General features: G+C 38.0%; 20 protein-coding genes. All 20 read right to left on the bottom strand.

Annotation, left to right across the window (positions count from 1 at the left end):
* Positions 1-382: 382 nt before the first annotated feature.
* Positions 383-1,072 (bottom strand): 2,3-diphosphoglycerate-dependent phosphoglycerate mutase, encoded by a 690-nt coding sequence (locus EGT49_RS08595; protein ID WP_010020956.1) that lies wholly within the window; start codon positions 1,070-1,072, stop codon positions 383-385.
* Between the two features lie 208 nt (positions 1,073-1,280).
* Entirely contained in the window at positions 1,281-2,693 is a 1,413-nt protein-coding gene (locus tag EGT49_RS08590) for a hypothetical protein (protein ID WP_135373472.1), read from the bottom strand.
* 68 nt (positions 2,694-2,761) lie between these two features.
* Positions 2,762-3,814, bottom strand: a complete 1,053-nt coding sequence (locus EGT49_RS08585; protein WP_135373470.1) for an AI-2E family transporter — start codon at positions 3,812-3,814, stop codon at positions 2,762-2,764.
* A 10-nt stretch (positions 3,815-3,824) separates the two neighbouring features.
* Entirely contained in the window at positions 3,825-4,625 is an 801-nt protein-coding gene (locus EGT49_RS08580; RefSeq protein WP_135373468.1) for a YdcF family protein, read from the bottom strand.
* Positions 4,626-4,637: 12 nt separating this feature from the next.
* Positions 4,638-6,062 carry a hypothetical protein gene (locus tag EGT49_RS08575; protein WP_135373466.1) on the bottom strand — a complete coding sequence of 475 codons (1,425 nt, stop codon included), beginning with the start codon at positions 6,060-6,062 and terminating at the stop codon, positions 4,638-4,640.
* A gap of 126 nt (positions 6,063-6,188) precedes the next feature.
* Positions 6,189-7,157 (bottom strand): peptidoglycan recognition protein family protein, encoded by a 969-nt coding sequence (locus tag EGT49_RS08570; RefSeq protein WP_135373464.1) that lies wholly within the window; start codon positions 7,155-7,157, stop codon positions 6,189-6,191.
* Positions 7,158-7,261: 104 nt separating this feature from the next.
* A complete protein-coding gene (locus tag EGT49_RS08565; protein ID WP_135373462.1) occupies positions 7,262-7,759 on the bottom strand; it encodes a sigma-70 family RNA polymerase sigma factor in 498 nt (165 codons plus the stop codon).
* Positions 7,760-7,920: 161 nt separating this feature from the next.
* On the bottom strand, positions 7,921-8,658 hold the full coding sequence (locus EGT49_RS08560) for a hypothetical protein (RefSeq protein ID WP_135373460.1): 738 nt from the start codon (positions 8,656-8,658) through the stop codon (positions 7,921-7,923).
* A gap of 352 nt (positions 8,659-9,010) precedes the next feature.
* On the bottom strand, positions 9,011-10,738 hold the full coding sequence (locus EGT49_RS08555) for a glycoside hydrolase family 73 protein (protein WP_135373458.1): 1,728 nt from the start codon (positions 10,736-10,738) through the stop codon (positions 9,011-9,013).
* A 128-nt stretch (positions 10,739-10,866) separates the two neighbouring features.
* A complete protein-coding gene (locus EGT49_RS08550) occupies positions 10,867-11,106 on the bottom strand; it encodes a hypothetical protein (RefSeq protein WP_135373456.1) in 240 nt (79 codons plus the stop codon).
* A gap of 59 nt (positions 11,107-11,165) precedes the next feature.
* A complete protein-coding gene (locus EGT49_RS08545; RefSeq protein ID WP_135373454.1) occupies positions 11,166-12,185 on the bottom strand; it encodes an acyltransferase in 1,020 nt (339 codons plus the stop codon).
* Between the two features lie 552 nt (positions 12,186-12,737).
* The gene (locus EGT49_RS08540) at positions 12,738-13,016 is read right to left on the bottom strand and encodes a hypothetical protein (RefSeq protein ID WP_135373452.1); all 279 of its coding nucleotides are present in this window, start codon (positions 13,014-13,016) and stop codon (positions 12,738-12,740) included.
* Positions 13,017-13,584: 568 nt separating this feature from the next.
* A complete protein-coding gene (locus EGT49_RS08535; protein WP_135373449.1) occupies positions 13,585-14,535 on the bottom strand; it encodes an ABC transporter substrate-binding protein in 951 nt (316 codons plus the stop codon).
* A gap of 87 nt (positions 14,536-14,622) precedes the next feature.
* Entirely contained in the window at positions 14,623-15,282 is a 660-nt protein-coding gene (locus EGT49_RS08530; RefSeq protein WP_135373474.1) for an MgtC/SapB family protein, read from the bottom strand.
* A 45-nt stretch (positions 15,283-15,327) separates the two neighbouring features.
* Positions 15,328-16,155 (bottom strand): PTS system mannose/fructose/sorbose family transporter subunit IID, encoded by an 828-nt coding sequence (locus EGT49_RS08525; RefSeq protein WP_135373447.1) that lies wholly within the window; start codon positions 16,153-16,155, stop codon positions 15,328-15,330.
* Positions 16,152-16,991: a PTS mannose/fructose/sorbose/N-acetylgalactosamine transporter subunit IIC gene (locus EGT49_RS08520; protein WP_135373445.1), complete on the bottom strand. Its 840-nt coding sequence runs from the start codon at positions 16,989-16,991 to the stop codon at positions 16,152-16,154. The genes EGT49_RS08525 and EGT49_RS08520 overlap by 4 nt, the downstream gene beginning before the upstream one ends.
* Positions 16,992-17,012: 21 nt before the next feature.
* Positions 17,013-17,504 carry a PTS sugar transporter subunit IIB gene (locus tag EGT49_RS08515; protein ID WP_135373443.1) on the bottom strand — a complete coding sequence of 164 codons (492 nt, stop codon included), beginning with the start codon at positions 17,502-17,504 and terminating at the stop codon, positions 17,013-17,015.
* Between the two features lie 15 nt (positions 17,505-17,519).
* Positions 17,520-17,933 carry a PTS sugar transporter subunit IIA gene (locus EGT49_RS08510; protein WP_135373441.1) on the bottom strand — a complete coding sequence of 138 codons (414 nt, stop codon included), beginning with the start codon at positions 17,931-17,933 and terminating at the stop codon, positions 17,520-17,522.
* A 129-nt stretch (positions 17,934-18,062) separates the two neighbouring features.
* Positions 18,063-20,621 (bottom strand): sigma 54-interacting transcriptional regulator, encoded by a 2,559-nt coding sequence (locus EGT49_RS08505; RefSeq protein ID WP_135373439.1) that lies wholly within the window; start codon positions 20,619-20,621, stop codon positions 18,063-18,065.
* 131 nt (positions 20,622-20,752) lie between these two features.
* Positions 20,753-22,201, bottom strand: a complete 1,449-nt coding sequence (locus tag EGT49_RS08500; RefSeq protein ID WP_135373437.1) for a hypothetical protein — start codon at positions 22,199-22,201, stop codon at positions 20,753-20,755.
* Positions 22,202-22,227 lie beyond the last annotated feature (26 nt).

The following is a 22,227-nucleotide window of genomic DNA, read 5'->3' as shown; positions in this document are numbered from 1 at the left end:
ACTTTTACAATATCCGGCTTTTCGTCCATTAAAAATACCTCACCATTTATTTTGATGAGGTAATCATATCGCTTATTGTGGACCGAGAGAATACGGTCGGTTATTTACTGCTTACGAAAAAATAGCGTAATCACTCATTACAAGTAAAAAAGACCACACATAATATTATGGAATATTTCTATCTCCCGCTTACACTTTCATTAAATACTTCTTTATTCAATGACTTCGCTTTCTATTGAAAATGGCTGGAATATGTATTTCATCCTCTATGAATGGATTGTGAATTTGGCGACCAAATAGCGTCCGTAGCGTCCCAAAAAGGCAAAAAAAATACAGCCATATACAAAATACGGCTGTATCTTTATATTCAACTAATCAAAAATTAGTTAAGCTTTGTCTTGTTAACAACGTTCAACTTTTCGTCCAAGTCATAAACAACTGGTTCACCAGTAGTCATTTCAACGTCCATGATATCAGCATCAGAGATGTTTTCGATGTACTTAGTCAAAGCACGTAGTGAGTTACCATGGGCAGCGATGATTACGTTCTTGCCGTCTAATAGCTTAGGAGCAATTTCATCTTCCCAGAATGGAATTACACGTTCCAAAGTAACTTTAAGGTTTTCACCACCAGGAATAATTCTTGGATCAAGGTTTGCGTAACGACGATCGTTAGCTGCTGAACCTTCATCAGTTTCTTTCAATAGTGGAGGTAATGTATCGTATGAACGTCTCCAGATATGAACTTGTTCATCACCGTATTTTTCAGCTGTTTCCTTCTTGTTTAGACCTTGAAGTGCGCCGTAGTGACGTTCGTTAAGTCTCCATGTCTTTGTTTCAGGAATCCATAGTTGATCACAGCCTTCAAGTGCGTAGTGCAATGTCTTGATAGCACGTGTCAATACTGATGTGTAAGCTTGGTCAAATTGGATGCCAGATTCCTTAAGAAGTTTACCAGCATTTTGAGCTTGCTTTACACCTTCTTCACTAAGGTCAACGTCAACCCAGCCAGTAAATTGGTTTGATAAATTCCATTCACTTTGTCCGTGACGAATGAAAACTAATTTTGCCATTTATATGATCCTCTTTTCATTTCATTAACAATCTCCATTTTACACGATATTGGCAATAAAAAAAAGAGAGTGGCACCCAAATAGTGTGTTTCTTTAGTTTATTTCCAATTACTAAAAAGCAAAAACAGCACCTATTCAGAAAACGCACTGGATCGTTTACACGATATCCTCACGTTCATTATGAATAGCTGCTGCATTTTTATATTTATTATTGTTTATAAATTGGTGTATCGATTTCTTTTAAAGTAGTGATATCCAATTTAGATTTAGCGTTCTTATTCAAGTAAGTATTCACTTGATCAGTTCCAGCTAAAACAGCAGAAACTTTATCGGTACCTTCTAGTAAATTGGAAATAGCATCGGCATTTTCACTCTGCTTCATCACGATTGGAATCACTTCGACGCCGCTGTCTCTTAAACTCAAAAGTTTTTGATAAAATTCTGAGCCGATAGAAACGAAGACCGTGGCATTACTTTGCTTGAGTGCTTGATTTTTGAGCCACCAGACGATTAAATCTTCATCACTGTCAAATGTACTAATTAAGACGTTGCCTTCGCTGAAGAGCTGAATATAAGGCTCATCCCCGGTGTAACTCTTGATCAAAACTAATGTCCCATTTTGACGATAAAAGTTTTCACGCACTACTTTATTGGCGTTTTTATGATCATAGAATTGGGTCGCTGAGATAACGCCGTTGACATCAAAAATATCACGACTCAAAACCTGATTGTCTTTGTAATGGCGAATGATTTGGAGTTGGTGGTTGTCATCTCGAGAGACTTCCATCACTAAATTATCTTTAGCATCCAAAATTTTATCGACCTTGTCACTCATATGTTGCACACGGTAATTAGGGTCGAACGGAATTTCGGCTGGCGTGACAGGAACATTCAAGTTACGACCTTGCAATTCATTGTACATATTTAACAAATAAGCATTACCGTCAACGAAACCGGCATTTTGATAATTCATCCAAGTCACATCAGAACGGTCGTTGTAAGTTACGGAAATGGCATTGGCCAACAATCCACGATCAGCCAGTGTCATAGTGATCTGTTGCCACATCGAACTCGTTGCGCTATCGGGATTGGCTGGTAAGTCATCGACGAAAACGAAGTACTCACTATTAGGATCCATATAGACTTCGTTAGCCATATCAGAAGTACCAAACCAGTCTTTTAATGACGTGTTGATTTCTTCAATTCGGTCACTGGCCTGCTTTCTTTGGTCAACTTGGTCACTTCCAACTGTCCGCAAAATATGATTGCAATAACTACGGTCAGCCAATAATTGACTGCGCAATTGTGACTTCAAATCAGCACTTTGATCCAAAGTATCCTGCAAATTTTGTTCAGTATACTCCCAATTATCAACATCTTGATTCTGTTGCATTGGTTGAGGCTGTGGTTGCGGTTGTTGTTGGTCAAAATAGTAATTAGTGCCATTACCATTATTAAAATCATTTTGATTAAATTGAGTCCCCGAACTCATTGGGTCATTGAATTGGCTTTGACTAGGATCAAAATTATTTTGGTCTGGTTGTGGATTTTGATATGAAGAGTTATTTAGATCAGAATAATTACCATCGTTGTCTTTCTTTTTTCTATCAAAAAATGACATACACTTAATCTCCCATCTACGTCAGTTAATTATCTTCATTATATATGACAACTCCAATTTAAACTCAATTATAACGATTTCTTTAATTTTATTCTCTTCTTTTTGGGGTTCTTGGTGATTGAATGCACACCGAGAATATCTAAGAAGAAAACAAAAATTGGTATACCAATGATCAAGCCCCAAGTTCCGAGCAATTCTTCGGAAACAATCAAGACAACAAAGGTAAAGAAAATTGGTAGATGCGTCATACTCGACATGAATTGTGGATTCAAGAAGTACGTTTCAATCAAATGAATTACCACGATCATCACGATAATGTAGATGACATAACGGATACCACCAACCGTATAGGCGACAAAACTCAGTGGCACCATCGAAATAATTACCCCAGCAACCGGAATCAACGACAAGATAAAGACCATCACTGAAAGTGCGATAATTCCCGGCATCTTCATAAATAACAAGGTAATCGTCGTTAAAACCGTGTTGACAATAGCAATTAAGAGTTGCGCTTCTAAGACAACTCCAAAAGTATTGACAAATTTTTGTCCATAATACTTCAAATCAGAAAACACCCAACCGTATTTACTGTCCAAAAATTGACGACCAAAGGAATTCATCTGCTCAACTTGACTTGAGTAAAAGAAACTCAATAGAAATGAAATAACGATATTGAACCCTACAGCCCCAACACTACCGATATAATTGACAACTTGACCGATGGCAACTTTGATCTGATTGTCCAAATTTATCTGTTGCAAGAAGTTATAGATTATTTGTAAATACGGACTGGCATTGACATCTTCATGCTCATAAAACTGTTGCAGTGACGAGAACATCTTCGCCGTTTGATTGACTAATTGCGGTACGTAATTAGCAACTACAAACACTAACAAGGCAATGATAATCAAATAAACTGGAGCGATTATCCAAACCGGTTTGATCTTAGGAATCTTTCTTTGAATAGCTCGAACTAATTGAACTGATAAAAATGTAAAAATAAAGGTTAGTAAAAACATACTCATCATCGAACGGAACAAGTAGATCAGGACAATGACTAAGACTAACAGCGTAAACCTTCTCAAACGTTTGTTATCAACAAACTTATCATACAGACTCATAAAAAACTCCTCACATACACATGCTGACTGAGAATACAAAATCCATCCCCAACAGTGTTATTAACGAATAACGATGATACCAGACTATCGCTGTGAACTCTCTGAACATAGCGGGCCAACGTAACATCTGAACGGTTCTAGCCGTTGAAAATTGGACTTTTAAGCCTAACTTTTGAGCGTGCCATTTGGCTCTTGGAATATGAAAATCACTAGTTACTACGATTGCTTTGGGGTGTGACGCTTTTTGCCAAAGTCGGTGGACGATAATTGCCGAGTATTCCAAATTTTGGACCGTATTGATCGATTCCGTTTCCTGAACGATTTTCTCATCCGGAATACCTCGATCGAGTAAGTACTCACGCATCATTTCTGCTTCGGTCTTTTCCGAATAATTCATACTCTTGCCACCGCTGACGATGATCACAGGTTTGGTTTCAAAGCTTTGATACAATTCAATCGCTTTATCCAAACGCTCACTCAAAATTGGTGGAACGTGTGAACTGAGACACTTATTGCCTAACACAATCAAAAAATCCGGCTGGTTTGCGGCAGGAAGATTTTTCAAGTCGTGTTTCATCTGGTACATGTAGCACAACATGATGACTAAAAGTATCAAATCGACCGTCGCTAAATTGAAGGTGTAGGCTCTTAGATATTTACCCATCGATAGTTTAGCAATCACGTAAAAAACACCAATTGTAATCGCTGTCAAAACAATTGCAAAAAGAGGCATGCGACTGTACGCATATCTAATTTTGTAGACAATTACAACTTCGATCACCGTTACAGCAATCATTAAAATTAAATTCACATTCCCCTCCACTTAGTTTAAGCTGAATATCAACTTAGGAACTTGCAATTCAAAGTCCTTCACTAATGTCCAAGTTACGGTCGTTGAATCTTTATCTGGTTGTTTCAAGAGAAACAACTTATTATCTAATGAACCGTAAATCAAAAATTTACCTCGAGTCGTAGTTACGGCTGGTCCATTCTCCGAATAAGCTGAAGGCGAAACTAAAAACATATACTGCATCAATGGTTGTTTATCACCATTGACACTAATCCCTTGATAATCCGTCGGCTGCAAATTAGTTCCATACTTTTCACCAAAGTTGACCCCTAAATTGCCAACTTTTTTATCATGGTTATCCGATATGGCCCCAACTAATTGCATCAAATCAGCGTTTGATGATAACGGATTTTCTTTATACTTATCATAATATTCTTTTGTCTGAATGATTGCATCTTTCAAACTAGTTTGTTGTTCATTAGATTTAGTCAAAAGATTACCATTCTTATTACTTTGCCCTTTCTGCATGCGAACGGTGTAATCGTTGCAGTAGAGATACAATTGGTTTTCGTCACTCTCAATACGAATCTTCGCACGTTTAATTTGATTCCCGGTCGACTTGGAATTTACTTTCAAGTTCACACGCTGTGGCAAAAGTCGATCGGTGTTTTGACCATGATAGTAGTAATCAATCGTCACTTCGTTCTTCGGAGTCAAATAAACTTTGCCGTAAAGATTCTGCACGTAACCATTTTCCACGATTGTCGTCATAACGACCTTACTGTCAGTCTCTTCGGACAACTTCTGAGCTGAATGTTCAGTCAGAGTCAGTTGGTAAGTGCCATTTTGATTAATCGTCAGATTCCCATCAGTCCGCCGATAATCGATAATAGTTTGAAAATTGTAGTTGCCAATCATACTATTATTAGCCACCAACGGATCGGCATGGGCATCAATATCAATAATGTGATTAAACAACTGATCATAGGCGATTTTTTGTGAGGTATCTTTTGGAGTTTTACTGACATTGGACGGCTTATCAGTCTTAGTAATGTAGGCAAATTTATACGTAGCGCCGTTATACTCGACCGAGTAACCCTTCATATGCTTGCCATAAACATTTTCGTGATAGGTCTTCAGCAACTTTAAGGTCATCTTATTTTCCGCCGTGTCGAAAGTAATGGTTTTGCCATCACGATCTAACTCGTACTTGGGATTATTCGATTGCGCGTCAAAACGGTCAATCCCAACTTTCCCATTGATAGTCGAGACATCTTTGATCCGCGCCCGCTGATTTTTTAAAAACTTAATTGAAACAGTATCGTTTTCTCCTTGGTCCTGATAAAGATACCAAGTATGATTATTAGCGACAATCTTACTAGTTTCTTTTGACTTACAACCTAAAATTACGAGAAAAAGACACAAAACGCCGCAAACTACCCAAAATTTTTTAACCATGTTTTCACACAATGCCTTTCTGATAACAATTATACAACTTCCAATTTCCCCTTTTAGAAAATATCATAGCAAAAAAAGGCACGCTTGACAGCGTGTCTTTCATAATAAAAAATTATTAAAATCTAATTATCCAATAACATAACTTTGTTGAACCCATTCGTTAGTAGCAACACGGCGATATGTTGTACCGTCAACAACTTTAATTTGGTCAGTTTGCCAAGGAGTATTATTTGCCAAAGCACGGTTAGTGATAATTGTCATCTTACCATCGTTACCTAATTGATACAATGGAACTGCATATCTATTAGGAGCATTGACCTTGATAACACCTTTAGCTGGTGTACCTGAATTGTTGTTATTATTGTTGTTATTTGTGTTTTCACTACCACCGTTAGTATTTGAACCACTTGTCAATTGATTGTAGTACTTACCAACTAGATTGTAGAATTGTATCATGCTATAACCCCAGGCAGCAAAGTAACCAACGGGATCAGTATGAGTTGTTTCACCGTACATTCTTGAAACGTCGTTATGTGAAACAACGGTCTTACCAGGTGTAAACGGCAAACCATATTGAACTAATCTATAAGCTGTATAGTAAGCTTGGTTAGCGACTGAACGAGCAAATTGATCCTTTGTGCTTACACGGCACAACTCAACTTGGATGTATTTGTTGTTAGCAGTTGGACCAGCACCCCAAACACCGTAATCGGCACTGTGGATATTTAAAATTTCTTTATCATCAACAAAAGCATGGACATAAGTCTGTGTTGTAGGCCATGACCAACTGAAGTATGAAACCTCATCTTCGGCACTAGCACCTGGTGTAGCAGTTTCGTGAATTACGACCCCTTCTGGCTTACCAACACCATTTTCGTAACCGAAATATTTATTAAATGTACCAGTACGATATTGAATTGAAACTGGTTGAATGTTATTTGCATTAATATAATCGTTAATTGCTGAAGTGGCGGCTTGTGCCTCTTGAACGTTACTTCCAAATTGTGGAACGACTTGTCCGACAGTTGCGAACCCGACACTAGCAAGAGCAGCTGAAGTAGCTAAACTCGTCATGAATTTTTTCTTCGAGACCATAATATATAATTCCCTTCCCACGTTAATTTCCTTAACTAATAAATTATAACAACTTTTTTCCCCTTTTTGAGAAAAGTAATGAATCTGTAAACAGATGGTAAACTTCATTCGGCTTTCATCCGACGTAATTTTTGCAAAAGCTTGTCGCGATGGTATCTCAAGTTACGTGACGTACACTTTTCTTGTCGAGCTATTTTCAATAAAGAGGTTCCATTTATGAAATGTTCTTGCAATATTTCTCTTTCAAGCCGATTTAATTCAGTCAAGTTGATGAACTCCAATGACTCTAATATAACGCCTTGCGGAACACTTTTGAAATCAAATTCGTCTAACTTATTAAAATCATAATAACTTTTCTCTTGCCGCAACAGGTCGGTCATTCGCCAGACGAGTTTTTGAAAAACGTACGGTTTAAACTTTTCTAAATCCTGATTTTTTTGGCGATATTTCAAATAAGTTTGCGCATAAATGATCAACGCTTCTTGAAAATAATCCTCGTAGTCAAAGCGAGTTGGATAAATGTGGACTCGTTTTAATACTCCGTGAATTAGTTTTTGATTCTTTAGAGCGTCTTCAAAACCTTGCGTGATTTCTATTTCCATATTTGTGAGTTCTCCTTTTTACTCACAAGCGCTTGTGGTAGACATAGAATAATTGAAATCACTCATTTTTATTAGTTGCTAAAACCATGTAATTTGGTGCATTTCTAGGCAGTAAATCAAAAAAAGCACCCAGTAAACTGGCTGCCTTTTCGTTTTGGTGCCTAAAATAGTTTTTTAATTCTTTGATAGTTATATTTGTAATGTTGCTTCGTGGCTTCTTTTACTGGACCTTCGATGCCGATGTTTGAGAACAAGAAATCCACATGTGAATCATTTAAAGACCGGAGGCTTTCTATTTCTTTCAACCTTTGATGTTTTGCACAAGTGCAATTATCAAAGATTTTCATAAGTTGATCTTTTTCATATATCAAATAGGCGGCCCAAGACTTACTCTTCAGCTCTAAAATCTTCAAATGAGTCCGTCTAACAATATCAATGTCATGCAGTCTTTTCTCAAGTTTACCTCGCGGAAAATCTAACGTGATTTTGTTATTTAACGTAGTTATAAAGTGAATCTTTTTATCAAGAATTTCAAAATCTTCAATGAAGTGTAAACCAATCCAGTCGGTATTCCGACGACTTCCTCCTGCCATTGGCATGTAGGCAACACGGCCATTCACGTACGGTAGATGCTGTTTCAATTTATACTTGGAGTAAAGAAATTTGGAAATTTCAAATCCTACTCCATCTGATCGATACATTTGATTCATGAGTTGCTTAGTAGTACGAGTATCTGTATAAATGCCATTAGAAATACTGATTACAAATGAGTTACCGGGGATATCCAAATTCGAAATATCAAATAATGCAATAATTTGATTATTTGGTTCAAAATTTTTAAGTACTCTTGATTTCAAATGTTTCTTCAAGTTTTCAACAGTTTTTTTAAAGCACCGCATAATTAAATCCTCGATCCTTAGATTCACTCTATGTGAGTGTGTATTTACTATAACAAGAACGTGTGTTCTAAGATATAGTTTAATGTCGATTTTTTAATTTTTTTGAGTCAATAAAAATAGACCTTGGAAATCCCTTTGATTTGGGAGTTTTTAGGTCTATTTTTTGGATTTATTTTTTTATAACCATAGTTTTATTTTAAATAACCATGGTTTCTGGCGATATAGCTAAAACGCGTTCCGCAGGCCAGGACTTGGACATATAGCTACGCTTCCCAAATCGCCCGCAAGTGCGGCAGGCAATTCGTGAAGCTAGGCTATCTACCAAGTCCTAAGCGGGCCTGCTTCACGCTCTCTAATTTTCGTGGAAAATACAATACTTCCCATTAACCCATCCAGCATTCACTTTATACCAAGTTTGTCCATCAACGATTTGTTTTGATGTAACTCGCCAGGTTGTTCCGTCGGCTAGTCTGGTTCCGGTGAACTTATTATTAGCTGCGGGGCTATTGTAGACGTTGACTCCGTATCCTGGGATGTAATTGATCTTTGCCATTCCATCGACACTGGTTATATAATTTGAACCTTTAACTTCAACGTCATTGGCGCTGACCCATTGATTTGTTGCTACTCGATACCAGATCGAACCGTCACTGTGGGTCGACTTCTTGTCGATCTTCCAATTTGTGGTTCCGGCTAAACTTACGGCTAGTAAGTTGTGCTTATTGTCGTAAACTTTGGCACCTGGTGTTGCGGTAATCTTGACGATATCTGGATATGGAACTTCTTTATCCTTGGTATAATCGCCATTTGATTGTTGTGATTTCAATGTTACGTCATTTGCTTTGACATAAGAGTCATTACCAACAAAGTAGAACTTGTTGCCCGAATTATCAACGACGTATTTCGTGGTGATCCAAGCTGATTGATATGGCAAAACTCGGTTCGTGGCTGTTCCTAAATCAGCATTCTTATAAACAACTGCACCTTTGGTATCGATCACAATTGCTGTGTCAGCAATCTTAACTGCTGGATTAGTTTGTTCAGAAGCCAGTTTCATATCAGAAGCTTTAACGAATTCGTTAGTTGCCACTTGATAATAAGTCGTGCCGTCTTTGGTAACAACTTTTGAAGATACACTCCAATCGGTATTATAAGCCAAGGCACGGTTTACTACTACTTTATTTGGATCGGCGTTGATATAAATCGTAGCTGAATTTTTATTTACTACGGTCGCAGTGTCATTCATTTTCGTTTGCGTACCGTCAATCTCATTTTCGTTACCAGTACCACTTGTGCTGGCTTTTCCGTCATATTGTGTCAAATTAGAGCTCTCAATAATATTATTTAATACTGATGCGTATGTTGGTGAAGTTGCATATCTGCCTTGCAACCATTTTGTAGCATCTTTATAGGAAGAAGCATTTTCTCTCCAGGTTCCTTGGTAAAAAGCGTTGTTGCCAGTGATTCCGTTGCGGAGTTTATCACCATTATCAGCGAATGATTCATAAACTGTTGGATAACTTCTGAAATTATCAGAAATAAAGTAGTAACCTTTTTCAGCACTCCATTCACGGGTCTTCATCGTGACGTATTGACCTTTATAGCTACCTTTAACTCCAAAATAGTTATTGTATTGCGTTGCTAAGGTTGAAGTCCCCCAAGAACTCTCCAAAATAGCTTGTGCCAACATGACCGATGTGTACAAGTTATACTTGGATGCAGCTTGTTGAGCCATTGGTGCTACTTTGTTCAAGAAGGCCTTTTGTTGTGCAAGCGAAATCCCACTAGTACTGGAAGCCTGTGTTAAAGCCGCGATTGCGTTTGCTGGCAAGACACTTCTAGTTCCATTTTGATTAGCTTCAATTGCATCAGCCACGTCATCGTCGACCGGAGCACCATTTGAATCCATCACACTAGCAACCGTTTCATCTTTTTTAGCAAGTGATTTTTCATCTTGGTCATCTGTTTGATTTCCGTCATCATCTGAAAAAGCAGCTTTTACTGGAGAAGCATTTGAAGACACACCAACAGCTGCTAAAAAGCTAGCTAAAGCAGTTGAGGCAACCCATTTCTTATTCATACTTTGTCTCCTCCCAATTCCTTGTCTATTAAACTTAGACTACTATTTAAAGGAAAAGGGAACAACAAAACCTTAAGAAATTTGGATAATTTTAAACAATTTTTGTGATTTTTAATAAACTTGTAACATTAGTCCTCAGTTGGGATAAAGTCGACGTATTCAGCTTCGATCCATTCGCCATCTTCAGCGATTCGATAGAAAGTTTTACCGTCATCCCCTGTACCTTTGGCATCAGTATACCAAGCCGATTGACCTTTAACGTAACGGTCTTGGAGCATCTTGCGGTTCACTTCGAAATTGTCGAATAAGAAGACCACATAACGATCATCTTGAGTTACTTTAACGATTCCATTAACTTTTTCAAGCATTGTAATACCACCTTTAAATCATATTAATTACATTATACCTTACTACCTCAAAAAATATTCTAAGTAAATAATCTTTTGACAACCGGAATCTTGCTGAGAACAAAGATTATCAATAATGAAGCGACAACTGACAACAACCAGACGTATAAAAAATTGGCCGTGACGTAATATTTTTGTACCGTCTGAATTGCCAAACCGTGCACCAGATAAACGCCATATGTCAGTGGAGCAAGCAATTCAATTATGCGTGAAAAGTTGTCCGTATACTTAGGTTCAAAACGTTTGAACAATATGAAAATCAAAGCGGCAATGATCGGAATATTGACATTAGAAACGGCGTTTAAGAAATTTAGATTTTTGTTCAAAGCTAGGAAGCTGATCACGATATTTATCGCCAGCAAAATTATTGGCAGCAAGATGTTCAAGTTCAACTTCAAATGATGGCGTTCAATCTTAGAAATCCGATAACCGATAAAGAAGTAGCCGATATCCTTAGACACCACGATCCGTCCGAGGTCAAACGAATCGAAGTACATTCCAATATTTTTCGGTGTGGTCGTCGTCAAAGTTGGCAAGACGAGGTCAATTACCGCCCACAAAATCAACAAGTAAAGCAGTGTTTTGTCGTCGATTTTATCAGCAATTGCCTTCAAGAATGGCGATAATAGATACAAACCAATCAAGGGATACATGAACCAGTATGCTACTAAAACGGGCTTGTGGTACATCAATAACAAAGTATTGGCGAAGTCATTCATATCAACTGGACCCGCCAACCAGCGGGCTAAAAAGGCAGAAACGACCGACCAAACCAGAAATGGCACCACTACTCGTACTAGTCGATGTTTGAATAGATATTTCAGATCATAAGTTTTGCGACTGTTCAAAACCATCGCTCCACTGATCATGAAAAACAGTGGCACGGCAATTTCAGTTATGATAACAATCGAGTTGACTACATCCCATTTCAAAGTTCTTGGCGTAGCAGCTAGGTCATTCGCACAAGCATGCGCCAAAACCACCAACAACATAGCAAACACCCGAATCGTATCCACATAAATCAATCTTTTTTTCTTCAAAATAACGCCCTCAAATCAATTAATAATAGAAATATTTTACCATGAAAAACTAGATTATGAGTTGTTCTGTAGTTTGATTGGTGATTAAACTAGATAATTAATCCTTCTTTAGCTCAGTTGGTGGTTGATGCCGTCTTCCGCAACAGCTCTGGGAAATGACTGGAACGCGGTGGGCACGACTTGAAACTACCGCAAAGTGCGCGGCATTTCCAAGCTCGGCCTTCTACGTAAGCGCTAAAGCGCTAAGTAGAATTTCACGGCTGAGCATTTCCCAGAGCTGTTACTCCAGACTGAATTTCAGTTATTTGCAGTTGAATCTTATATTTGGAAATGGACAGAGTTCTATTTGTAGTATGTCCAAATATGTTTTGTTGCTGGGATACGTTTATGGCTTTCTTTCCTGTAATAACGCGAATAGTAGTAGGCCTTATTGAGACAGCCACATCCTTTGAAAAAGTAGCAATTCTATTATTTTATATAGTACATAACAAAAGAGTCACGCAATCATTTACGTGACTCTTTTTTAAGAATGAAATTTGATTTTGATAGTAATTAATCTTCTTTACTATCGCTTTGGTAAATGGCATTTCCATCATAGTCTCCGCCATTGACGGTAAAGTGATTATTGTCACTCAATTTAATCTCGGGCCCAATCCAATACCATCCTGGAGTTAAGTTGGTTGCTCCAAGATTGGCACGATCAAAGACGTGCATTTCCATATTCTTGTATTCGCTATCAGCAAAACGAACTTCTCCATTATCATACGTGACACATAAATTGAAGTTTGGTAGTAGAGAAACAGATTTTACTTCTGGTACTTGTTGAGTCATCAAAATCTCCCCTTCCATTGTTTACACCTTCATCTTACCCTCTCTGATAGCGTTTACGATGGAATTTTCGATATTACTTTACAATTTGATATTTGAATCAAATATTAGGAAAAACAAACATAATTATTGAGCAACTCAATTAAAATGCTCAACTGAATGGAAATATGATTATAGGTATTACCTTTTACCCAATAATCAAAAAACGGGCTGAACGATTAAAGTTCAACCTATTTTTATTTTGCTGTAATAGTCTTTATCATACAAAATACATGCTACATTCCTACGATTCAAATCATCCCATCAAAATCCAAATAGAATGCCATCTCCTAAACCAATAGAACGAACATAACCCAAAGAACCACAAATCCAGTCCGGAACAAAAAAACTCGATTGGGCTCAGATGTGAAATTATTCTTAGCAATTTATTGCTTAGAATAAGGCCGAGCTTTGAAATGCCGCGTACTTTGCGGTAGTTCAAAGTCGTGCCCACATCGTTCCAGTCCCAATCGAGTTTTTTTGTGGAGGACGGCATACTTAATCCTACATCCAAATAGAACTTAACTATCTTCTATTTAATATGACGAACCTTAATAGTAGCCTTCTTGTAATTAACTTTACCTTTATACAACTTCTGTTTCTTAGCAAACTTGTAAGCTTTCTTGAAGTTAGACTTCTTAACCTTGTGCATCTTCTTGAATCTAACATCCATCGCATTCAACTTAGTAACAGCTTTTCCACTGACATCATACTCAGAGAATGAATTGTTCACTTGCATGTAAGAATCAGTCTTGTTGATAGTTCTGATTTGTTCATTGATCACACTAGCCAAAATATTGGTGTTAGAAATATTCTTCTTAGCGTAGTCGTTGTTAACAATCAAAATGTTACCATTATCGGCATTCTTCTTTTGCTTGTTCAAAACTTTTGAACCGTTAACTTTGGCTTCGGTCAATGACGGATCTGATAATACCGCAGCGTCAACTGAACCATCCTTCAAAGCATTTACTCGATCCTTTTGTGAGTCAACTTGTTTAATATGAACTTTGGACAACTTAACCTTTTTCTTCTTCAAAAGATTCTTCAAATAGTAATACGACATGTTACTCTTATCAACTGCAATCGTCTTACCCTTTAACTTCTTAACAGTCTTAACTTTTTTGTTGGCAGCTAAACCAAAATAACCTGGCATCGTGCCGACAATTTTCCAATTCGAATGTTTTTTTGATAAAGCCGCATAATTAACTAAATCAGTTACGGCTGCATTGACTGTCCCGTCAGTGATAGCAGCATTCAAATCCTTAGTTGAATCATAGGCTTTAACGTCCGCATTCAAATTATTTTGTGAATAACGATTTAAATTCTTACCCATTGAAGCAATGGCAGATGGAATATCCTTAGTTGTTCCAATCGTGTATTGAACATCAGCAGCAGAAACTTTCTGAATCCCGACAAATGAAAATGAGCTCAGAATCATTAAACAAACTGCGAAAAAAATGCTTAATTTCCTTAATCTCTTCAAAACAAACAACTCCCTTTACGTTTTCATTTTCATCATAACGTAAAGGGAGTTGTCTTTTCTACCTAAATAAACTTACTTATAATTTTTTTACACATTGATAGTTTCGACTTTAACGATATTATCGTTCATCGACAGATTTTCTACGATATCCACATAGTTAACATTTTTGCCAAAATCAATCGAATAAACGTTGGTATAAATATTACGGTTATTCAACTTCGTCGCGCGAAACTTAACATCTTCAACCGAAATCTGATTTTCCCTAAAATAATCGTCAATAAATTCCTTCGTCGCCAATTTTTCCTTATATTCAATTTTGATTTTGCGTACCGGACTGATCCGGATAATTTTTTTCAAAAACGCTACCACACTAAACACCACCAAAAATCCACTGACTGCAATAATATAATTTCCCATCCCAATTGCGATCCCGATACAGGCCACGACCCACAAACTGGCCGCCGTCGTCAGACCACGAATCGAATGGTTCTCCACAATGATCGTCCCGGCACCTAAAAAGCCGATACCACTGACAACTTGGGCAATCAATCTAGCCTCGTCAACGCGGATGATGCCTTTATATTGTGGATAAGTCTGAGCAATCGTCAAAGCATTGTAACTCAAGTTCTTTTGAATCAAAGCGATAATGCAAGCTCCTAAGCAAACCAAGATGTGCGTCCTCAGTCCGGCAGGTCGGTGCTTATAAGCTCGATCTAACCCAATGATTCCGGAGAAAACAGTTGCCATTAGTAACCTAATAATAACTGTCACAAAGTCTAAATGAGCTGGCAACTAAACAACACCGAGCAATCCTAAAATAATCGCCAGAACTAAGACGCCAAGTAAAATCCAGTTAACGTTAACTTTCTTACTCAATAACCAGTAACAAAGCAATGTGATACCAAGTGGAACTAAACCCTTGAACAATTGGTCTAAATAAGTTTGAATCAAGATTGGCTTACCACCGGCGATTGGAACCGACAACTTACTTTCGAATTTAACCATGCTGGCAGTCATACTACCGATCATCAACAAACCTAAGGTGCTGGCAGCTTTGTTCAAGATCTTCATACTGCCGTTAGCGTAGATTTTTTCAATGAAAGTTGATCCAAGTGAGAAGCCCATGTAAGTCAAATAGTATCTTGTCAAAATTGAAGGAATATTATAGATCAACAAGAACAAGATTGGTCCCAAAATTGAACCTTGCGTTGCGAGAGAAATTCCGACACCAGCAGCGATAACACGGATAACGCCCCAGAAAATTGAGTCACCGATACCTGACAAAGGACCCATCAAAGAAGTCTTCAAGGCAACGATTGATTCAGCATCGAAATCTTTTTCTTCAGAATTCTTCTTCTCCATCGAAGCAACTAGACCCATAACGAAAGTACCAACGTTTTGAGTGATGTTGTACCAAGTAGTATGACGCATCATTGCTTCACGTCTACCCTCGGGATCATCTTTGTAGTAACGCTTCAAAGCGGGAGTGATAGAATAAATGAAACCAGGAGCATGAGCTTTAGTAGCACCGGCACGACTGGCAAAAACGGTAAATGAACGCCAGAAGATACCATTCAACATTTTACGGTCTTCTTTTGACATGTTTTCAGTTAATTTCATGAGAAAAAGTCCTCCTCTTCTTGTTCCTCTTTCGTTGCATCTGAGTTACTTGGACCGGCCACAGCTGGTCTTTGTTCTAATTCTTTTTGTTTGTTTTCCATATCAAGTAATTGTTTGTCTTTAAAGCTAGTTACGAGAACTAGAATGATACCTAACGCTGCTACAGCAACTGATGGCAATTCTAGATAAGCTACTAAGATAAAACCTAAGAAGAAGTATGGAGCCAATTGTTTACTCCACAACATTCTCATCAAAATAGCGAATCCGACGGCTGGTAAGAGTCCCCCAGTGGCAGAAAGTCCAGCCATCAAATTATCAGGAATACTGTTAACTAAAGCTTGGACCGGTTTGGCACCTTCGAGCACACTGAAGAATGTGATCAAAGAGAAAACAAAGTAATTGATAAACCACATTAAATAGTGAATAAATGCCATTTTCTTAGGACTATTTTCTTCGGCATATTTATCAACTAGTGGAGCGAATAAGTTCATTACAACGTTTTTCATAAACATCGAGATAAAAGCAGCTAAGACACCGATTGGAACAGCTAGAGCTAAGGCAGCTTTTTCATTAACATTCAACACAATTGAGAAAGTCGTTGCCAAAACGGTTGCCGTAACTGGTTCAGCTGAAAGTGCACCACCAATATCAACCGCACCCATGAAGATAGCTTCTAGGGATGCTCCCATAATAATACCAGCACGCATATCGCCAAAAATAAGACCAGCAATACAGCCAACAACTAATGGACGTTCGATCATGGTTTGACCAAAGAGCCAATTACCACCGTAACAGATGAAAACCGTCAAAGCGGCTAAAAACGCTTCTTTATACATAATTAATTTCCCCCTCAAACACTATTTTTTTAACATCGAACTAATACTTGTCTTAGGATTACTTGGAACAACTTGTTGAAAGACTGGGACATCTAGTTTGGTCAATTCCTTTAAAGCCTCAAGTTCTGAGTCACTCAACATCAAAGTACTACCAACTTGATGAGTCTCCCCTTCAGATTTATCAGCGAATCGACCGACATTAGCAACGTTGATACCGTCAATATCTTCAACATTTTGAGCAATCTTTAAAGCATCAGCGACACAATTTGTTAAAGCAAACATCCGCATGTTTTTACCCTTAGGATTGTTGAAAACTTTAATCGCGTCATCAACTGATCTGATCAACAATTTCTTGCCAGTCGGTGTAGCCATCTTCAAAGTCATTTGCACCATTTCGTTGTTAGCGGCGTTGTCGTTAGCAACCACAATTCCTGGTGTATCCAATTCCTTTGTCCAAACTAAAGCTACCTGTCCGTGAATCAAACGGTCATCAATTCTTAATTGTGCAATCATAATTTTTCCCTCCAATTATTCTAAGAAACTGTCATCTGACATTTCCGAATTTTCGTTTGGTGCCTCCACTAATTGAACTTGACTCTGGGAAATTAATCCGTTGAGTTTTTCCTTAGTCAATTCATCAGCTTCCAAAATCACTGACAAAACAATCGATAAATTAGTGCCCGATATTACTAAAACATTCTCGTGGCCAACAACTTCTAGCATCACCTTCTGATTAACACTGCCGCCAACGAGATCGGTAAAGATAACCCCGACTTCACCATTTAATTGTTCAATAAATTTTTTGATGTCCGGCACATAATCATGGTCATCAACATAAGCATCGATCACCGAAACCTTATCTCCCATACCAGTGAGAATTTCCAGTGAACTCTGCAACCCACTAGCTAAATGTCCATGACTAGCAATTAAATATTTTTTCATATCATTTACTCCTCGTTTTGTCTTCACTTTTATATAAGCAAGTTTCGTGCCAACTTGTTTAATCCCCATCACGCCAACAAAAAAAGAGCTAGTGTTTAACGTTAAACACTAGCTCTTCTCTTGTGAACACTAAAACAAAGTCTTAAACACTTCATACATGAGTGACAGTTCATAGTCATTGACCACGACATTATATTTCAACTCAAGGGGCTGGAAAATGCTCTTAGAAATCGAGATAAATTCTTGCTCGTCACCACTAGGCTTGATTTCCGGTACTTTGGGCGACTTTCTAACCATCAGCCGCTCGATCATCAAGGCAATGTGCATGTACAAATTGAGCTTAACTTTCCCATCGAGTTTGAGGTGATAGTAACTCTCGTACTTGTAAATGACCGTCTCCACTTCTTTGATGATAATCTTGGGATTCAAGAAGCTGAGCCGCTCACTGACTCCTTCGATGGAGAAGAAACGCAACAATTCCTGATTCAAACGATCGATCGCATCAGCTTTCAAATACGGCGTCAACAATTTCGTCAACTTCTGTTCTCCTTTAGCATCCAACAGGTCATAAATGTTGATATTAGGAATTTGGAAATCCTTGGGCAAACTAGTCGTCGTCAAAACAAACAAAGTTGTGTCAAAGTAATGATTGTCATTTTGATGAATATTTTCCTTCAACTTGTAATAATCCAAAGTGTTGATCTGAATGTCATTGGGAAAATATGGCAACATCGTTTCTTTAATTTTTTCAGAAATTCCTAAACCAGAAATACAAGAAATAATGATATTTTTCTTATTCGAATAGCCGGCATAGTACTTACTGTGAATTTGATATTCATCCTCCGCTGCCGTCGCGATCGACCTGAAGGATTCTTTACTCTGAATCTTTAAAGCCACATCCAAAGCAGTCGCGGTGGTCAAGTTATCAATTACCAACAAATCGCCATTGAGATGATTCTTAATTTCCGCATACAACTGATTTAAAGAACCCATATCGACTAACATCACTGTCCCATTGGAAGTGTCATAAGAATCGAATAAGTCTTTAGTCTGTTTGACAATTTCGTTGATTCCAGTATCAATCGGCATGTCGATGGCATCGAATAAGTAATTGCCACAGAGCTGATTTACGACGGCTTGAATACTAGTGGCCGTATACTCACCGTGAGCCAGTAACAAACCACGTAGTTTCAATGATTCATCAACCCGTTCACTCAGTAAAATCACTAGAACGAGCCCAACTGTTTGATACTTAGCACTCAATTGATAATGAAGTTCCTTGAAGAAATACTTCGCCACGTGCATCGAACGTGGGCAAAAACTCTCCAAGCGTTTTTCCAAACTTTGCAATTGATTTTGTGGCAAGACAAAATCAGCTTGATACAATTTAAAGACGATCTGGGCAATATCTAAGACGTTACCGAGACCGAATTGTTTACCGACAATTCTTTGAAACTGATTTTTGAACCTTAAGAAAGTCGGTTGATCAAACTCACTGATATTGAGTGATTGCTCAATTTGTTCCAAGTCGTGAATTGCTTTCTTACAACTGAATTGAAAGGAATTAACTTCCGACTGACTTAATTCGGTAAAAAGCTTCGTCAATTCTTTTTGGTAACCGAGATTGGAACTGGTGAAATCATAGTTTTTCTGTGGATCGATTGAAACGTGTTCCGTACTTTCTGCCAGTGGTTGATCAAAGATGATATTTTGCGGTTTAATCACAATTTCCGTCTGTTCTTTTTGATCCTTATAGGAATTGGCACAACCGACTTTGATAATATTTTTCAACCGCCCGATATTACCATCTGACTTCAAATCGACTAGTGCTTCCAAGACATTCTCATCAATTTTCAATGGTTTAGCCATCTTTTGTGCTTCATTGTAAAAAATCGAGTAGATCAAACTCAACCGTTCATTTCGGGGGCGGTCGTGATAATCAGGCAAGTGAACTGCAATCGAAATTCGCCGACGAAAAGTTTCCAATAGGACATCATCCGTTTTTTCAGTCGTAGCGAAGAGAAATCTAACTTTACTAGTCTTGGCCGTCTTATTTTCACCCATGCGCATGAAAGTTCCCCGGTCAATGAAACTAAAGAGCTTCTCCTGATTCTCACTCGACAAACGATGAACTTCATCCAGAAACAAAAAACCACCGTCAGCTTGTTCCAATAACCCCGGCTTATCCTCATTGGCACCAGTAAAAGCCCCTTTGACGTAACCGAAGAGAATACTCGACAACAATTCCGGATTATTAGCATAATCAGCACAATTCAGAGTCAAAAATGGTGCTGAGGAGGTAATCACGTGAGAACTTTTAGCTGATTGATAAATTTTTTTAGCCAGAAAACTCTTACCCACTCCACTATTACCAGTGATGATGATACTCAATCCATTAGGAGGATAATTGATTGCTGCTTCACATTGAGAAACAACACTCTTCAAACTACCATTAGCGCCAATAAAAGTTTTCAAACCATCACTTGAAATTTTCTTGTCAACCAAATCCCACAAAACTGGTCGGCCATCAATCTTTTTAACTTGTCCGTCATCCAACAATTGATGTAAATAATGACTAGTAACTGAACGACTAAGATCAGCCAATTCAGAAATTTGACTAGTATTGATTGGCAACTGATCTGGATTGAGTCGTTTGAGTTTTTCTAACAGTTCAAATTTAGCTTCCAATGGTAATTCCCCTCTTTTGAAGATTCTTCATTATTTAGTTTATAGTATCTCAGAAGTTTTGCAATCGATTTCAAAAAAGTGCATAAAAAAAGGCTCGCTTACGCGAACCTTTAAATTTCAGTAATTAATAATTACTTGAATGAAACGCCTTCACCGGCTTGTAGCCATTCGCCAGTAGCAACACGGTAGTATGTGTTACCTGCAGCGTCTTTAGCAGTCTTATCAACTCTCCAAGCAGTACCTGAAGCTAGACCACGGTCAAGAACGTTACCGTCATCACCGAATAGTGACATTACGTAACCAGCTGGTTTTGTCAATGTAGCAACACCAGAAGCAGCCTTGATGTCTGTCAAACCGTTTGATGTAACAGTTTCACCATAGTTAACATCGTCAGCATTGATCCATTCGTTTGTAGCAACACGATATTGTTTAACACCGTCTTGGTTTACACGAACCTTATCTGTCTTCCATGCTGTGTTTGCAGCCAAACCACGGTTAACGATTGTGTTATTGTCAGCATCTTTTAGTGTGTATACTGAGTGATCACTCTTTGTTGTAACAACACCTGTTGTGTCAGAAACTGTCCACTTGTCTGTGCTGTTTGAAACATTGATAGCACGAACAAAGCTTAATGTGTTTGTTGTTGAGTTGTAACCGAAGTCATAACCAGCAGCAGCATTTGAGCCGTTTACACTAACTGTGTAAGCTGAAGGGTTCTTGCTGTATGCAGCCAAGAAGCTTTGTAGAGCAGATGACTTGTCAGCTTGGAATGTAATTACTTGGTAATATGTACCAGCTTTAAGGAATGATGTTTGACCACCATTTACATTAGCATTTGGGCCAACATTTGTAGCAGCTGTTGCATCAGCAGTATGACCATCAGCAACCTTCATAGCAGCTTTGTATGTATCATAGAATACAGGTTTTGCAGCAACATATTCTGTATCTGTAAGTACTGAGTTACCGTCTTGATCCTTAACAGTAGCATCGTTACTTACATCAAGTGTTGTAGCTGTTGTTGTTGAGTTCAATGAAACATTTACAGGTGTTGTGAATGAAACATTTGCTTGTGTCATTTCACTTGTAGTATCAGTGTCTCTAGTAGCTGTAACACTGTATGTCTTTGATTGTGCAACACCATTCAAGTTATTGTATGACAATGTAATTGTGAATACAACTTCTGGATATGTTGTGTCGTTAAGAATCTTGTACAAATCATTGTTTGTAGTGATTGATGTGTTACCATACTTAGCTGAAACGTTTACTTGAGCTGTACCCTTTGAATTCAATAGAGCAACATCTGAAGCGTCACCAGTAATAAGTGCAGCATCTTTTGTAGCAAACTCTTCAGCATTTACAGTACCTAATTGTACCTTACCAGCAGCAACTGTCTTAGCAGTCTTGTCTTGGAATTGGTTACCAAAAGCAGTAACAGCTTTGTCTTGTTCTGATTGGTCAGTTGGTTTTACAGATGAAGCATCTGTAACAGCATCAGCTTGTGAAACAACAGGAGCAGCAACTGGTGCAACAGCTAGAAGTGTAGCAGCAGCGATTCCTGCATATTTAATAGATTTTTTCAATGTTAATCCTCCCCTGGACTACAAGA

The sequence above is a fragment of the Companilactobacillus suantsaicola genome (genome assembly GCF_004745525.1).
Lineage (GTDB): Bacteria > Bacillota > Bacilli > Lactobacillales > Lactobacillaceae > Companilactobacillus > Companilactobacillus suantsaicola.
The sequence above is the reverse complement of the archived record's forward strand: the minus strand, read 5'-3'. Positions and strand labels throughout refer to the sequence as shown.

Bases quoted from the DNA above. Each gene is read 5' to 3' on its own strand.
- EGT49_RS08560 (WP_135373460.1), bottom strand. From the start codon at position 8,658: ATGCGGTGCTTTAAAAAAACTGTTGAAAACTTGAAGAAACATTTGAAA.
- EGT49_RS08530 (WP_135373474.1), bottom strand. From the start codon at position 15,282: ATGGCAACTGTTTTCTCCGGAATCATTGGGTTAGATCGAGCTTATAAG.
- EGT49_RS08570 (WP_135373464.1), bottom strand. From the start codon at position 7,157: ATGGTCTCGAAGAAAAAATTCATGACGAGTTTAGCTACTTCAGCTGCT.
- EGT49_RS08510 (WP_135373441.1), bottom strand. From the start codon at position 17,933: ATGAAAAAATATTTAATTGCTAGTCATGGACATTTAGCTAGTGGGTTG.
- EGT49_RS08595 (WP_010020956.1), bottom strand. From the start codon at position 1,072: ATGGCAAAATTAGTTTTCATTCGTCACGGACAAAGTGAATGGAATTTA.
- EGT49_RS08520 (WP_135373445.1), bottom strand. From the start codon at position 16,991: ATGTATAAAGAAGCGTTTTTAGCCGCTTTGACGGTTTTCATCTGTTAC.
- EGT49_RS08585 (WP_135373470.1), bottom strand. From the start codon at position 3,814: ATGAGTCTGTATGATAAGTTTGTTGATAACAAACGTTTGAGAAGGTTT.
- EGT49_RS08575 (WP_135373466.1), bottom strand. From the start codon at position 6,062: ATGGTTAAAAAATTTTGGGTAGTTTGCGGCGTTTTGTGTCTTTTTCTC.
- EGT49_RS08550 (WP_135373456.1), bottom strand. From the start codon at position 11,106: ATGCTTGAAAAAGTTAATGGAATCGTTAAAGTAACTCAAGATGATCGT.
- EGT49_RS08515 (WP_135373443.1), bottom strand. From the start codon at position 17,504: ATGATTGCACAATTAAGAATTGATGACCGTTTGATTCACGGACAGGTA.
- EGT49_RS08565 (WP_135373462.1), bottom strand. From the start codon at position 7,759: ATGGAAATAGAAATCACGCAAGGTTTTGAAGACGCTCTAAAGAATCAA.
- EGT49_RS08590 (WP_135373472.1), bottom strand. From the start codon at position 2,693: ATGTCATTTTTTGATAGAAAAAAGAAAGACAACGATGGTAATTATTCT.
- EGT49_RS08540 (WP_135373452.1), bottom strand. From the start codon at position 13,016: ATGACTCAACAAGTACCAGAAGTAAAATCTGTTTCTCTACTACCAAAC.
- EGT49_RS08525 (WP_135373447.1), bottom strand. From the start codon at position 16,155: ATGAAATTAACTGAAAACATGTCAAAAGAAGACCGTAAAATGTTGAAT.
- EGT49_RS08555 (WP_135373458.1), bottom strand. From the start codon at position 10,738: ATGAATAAGAAATGGGTTGCCTCAACTGCTTTAGCTAGCTTTTTAGCA.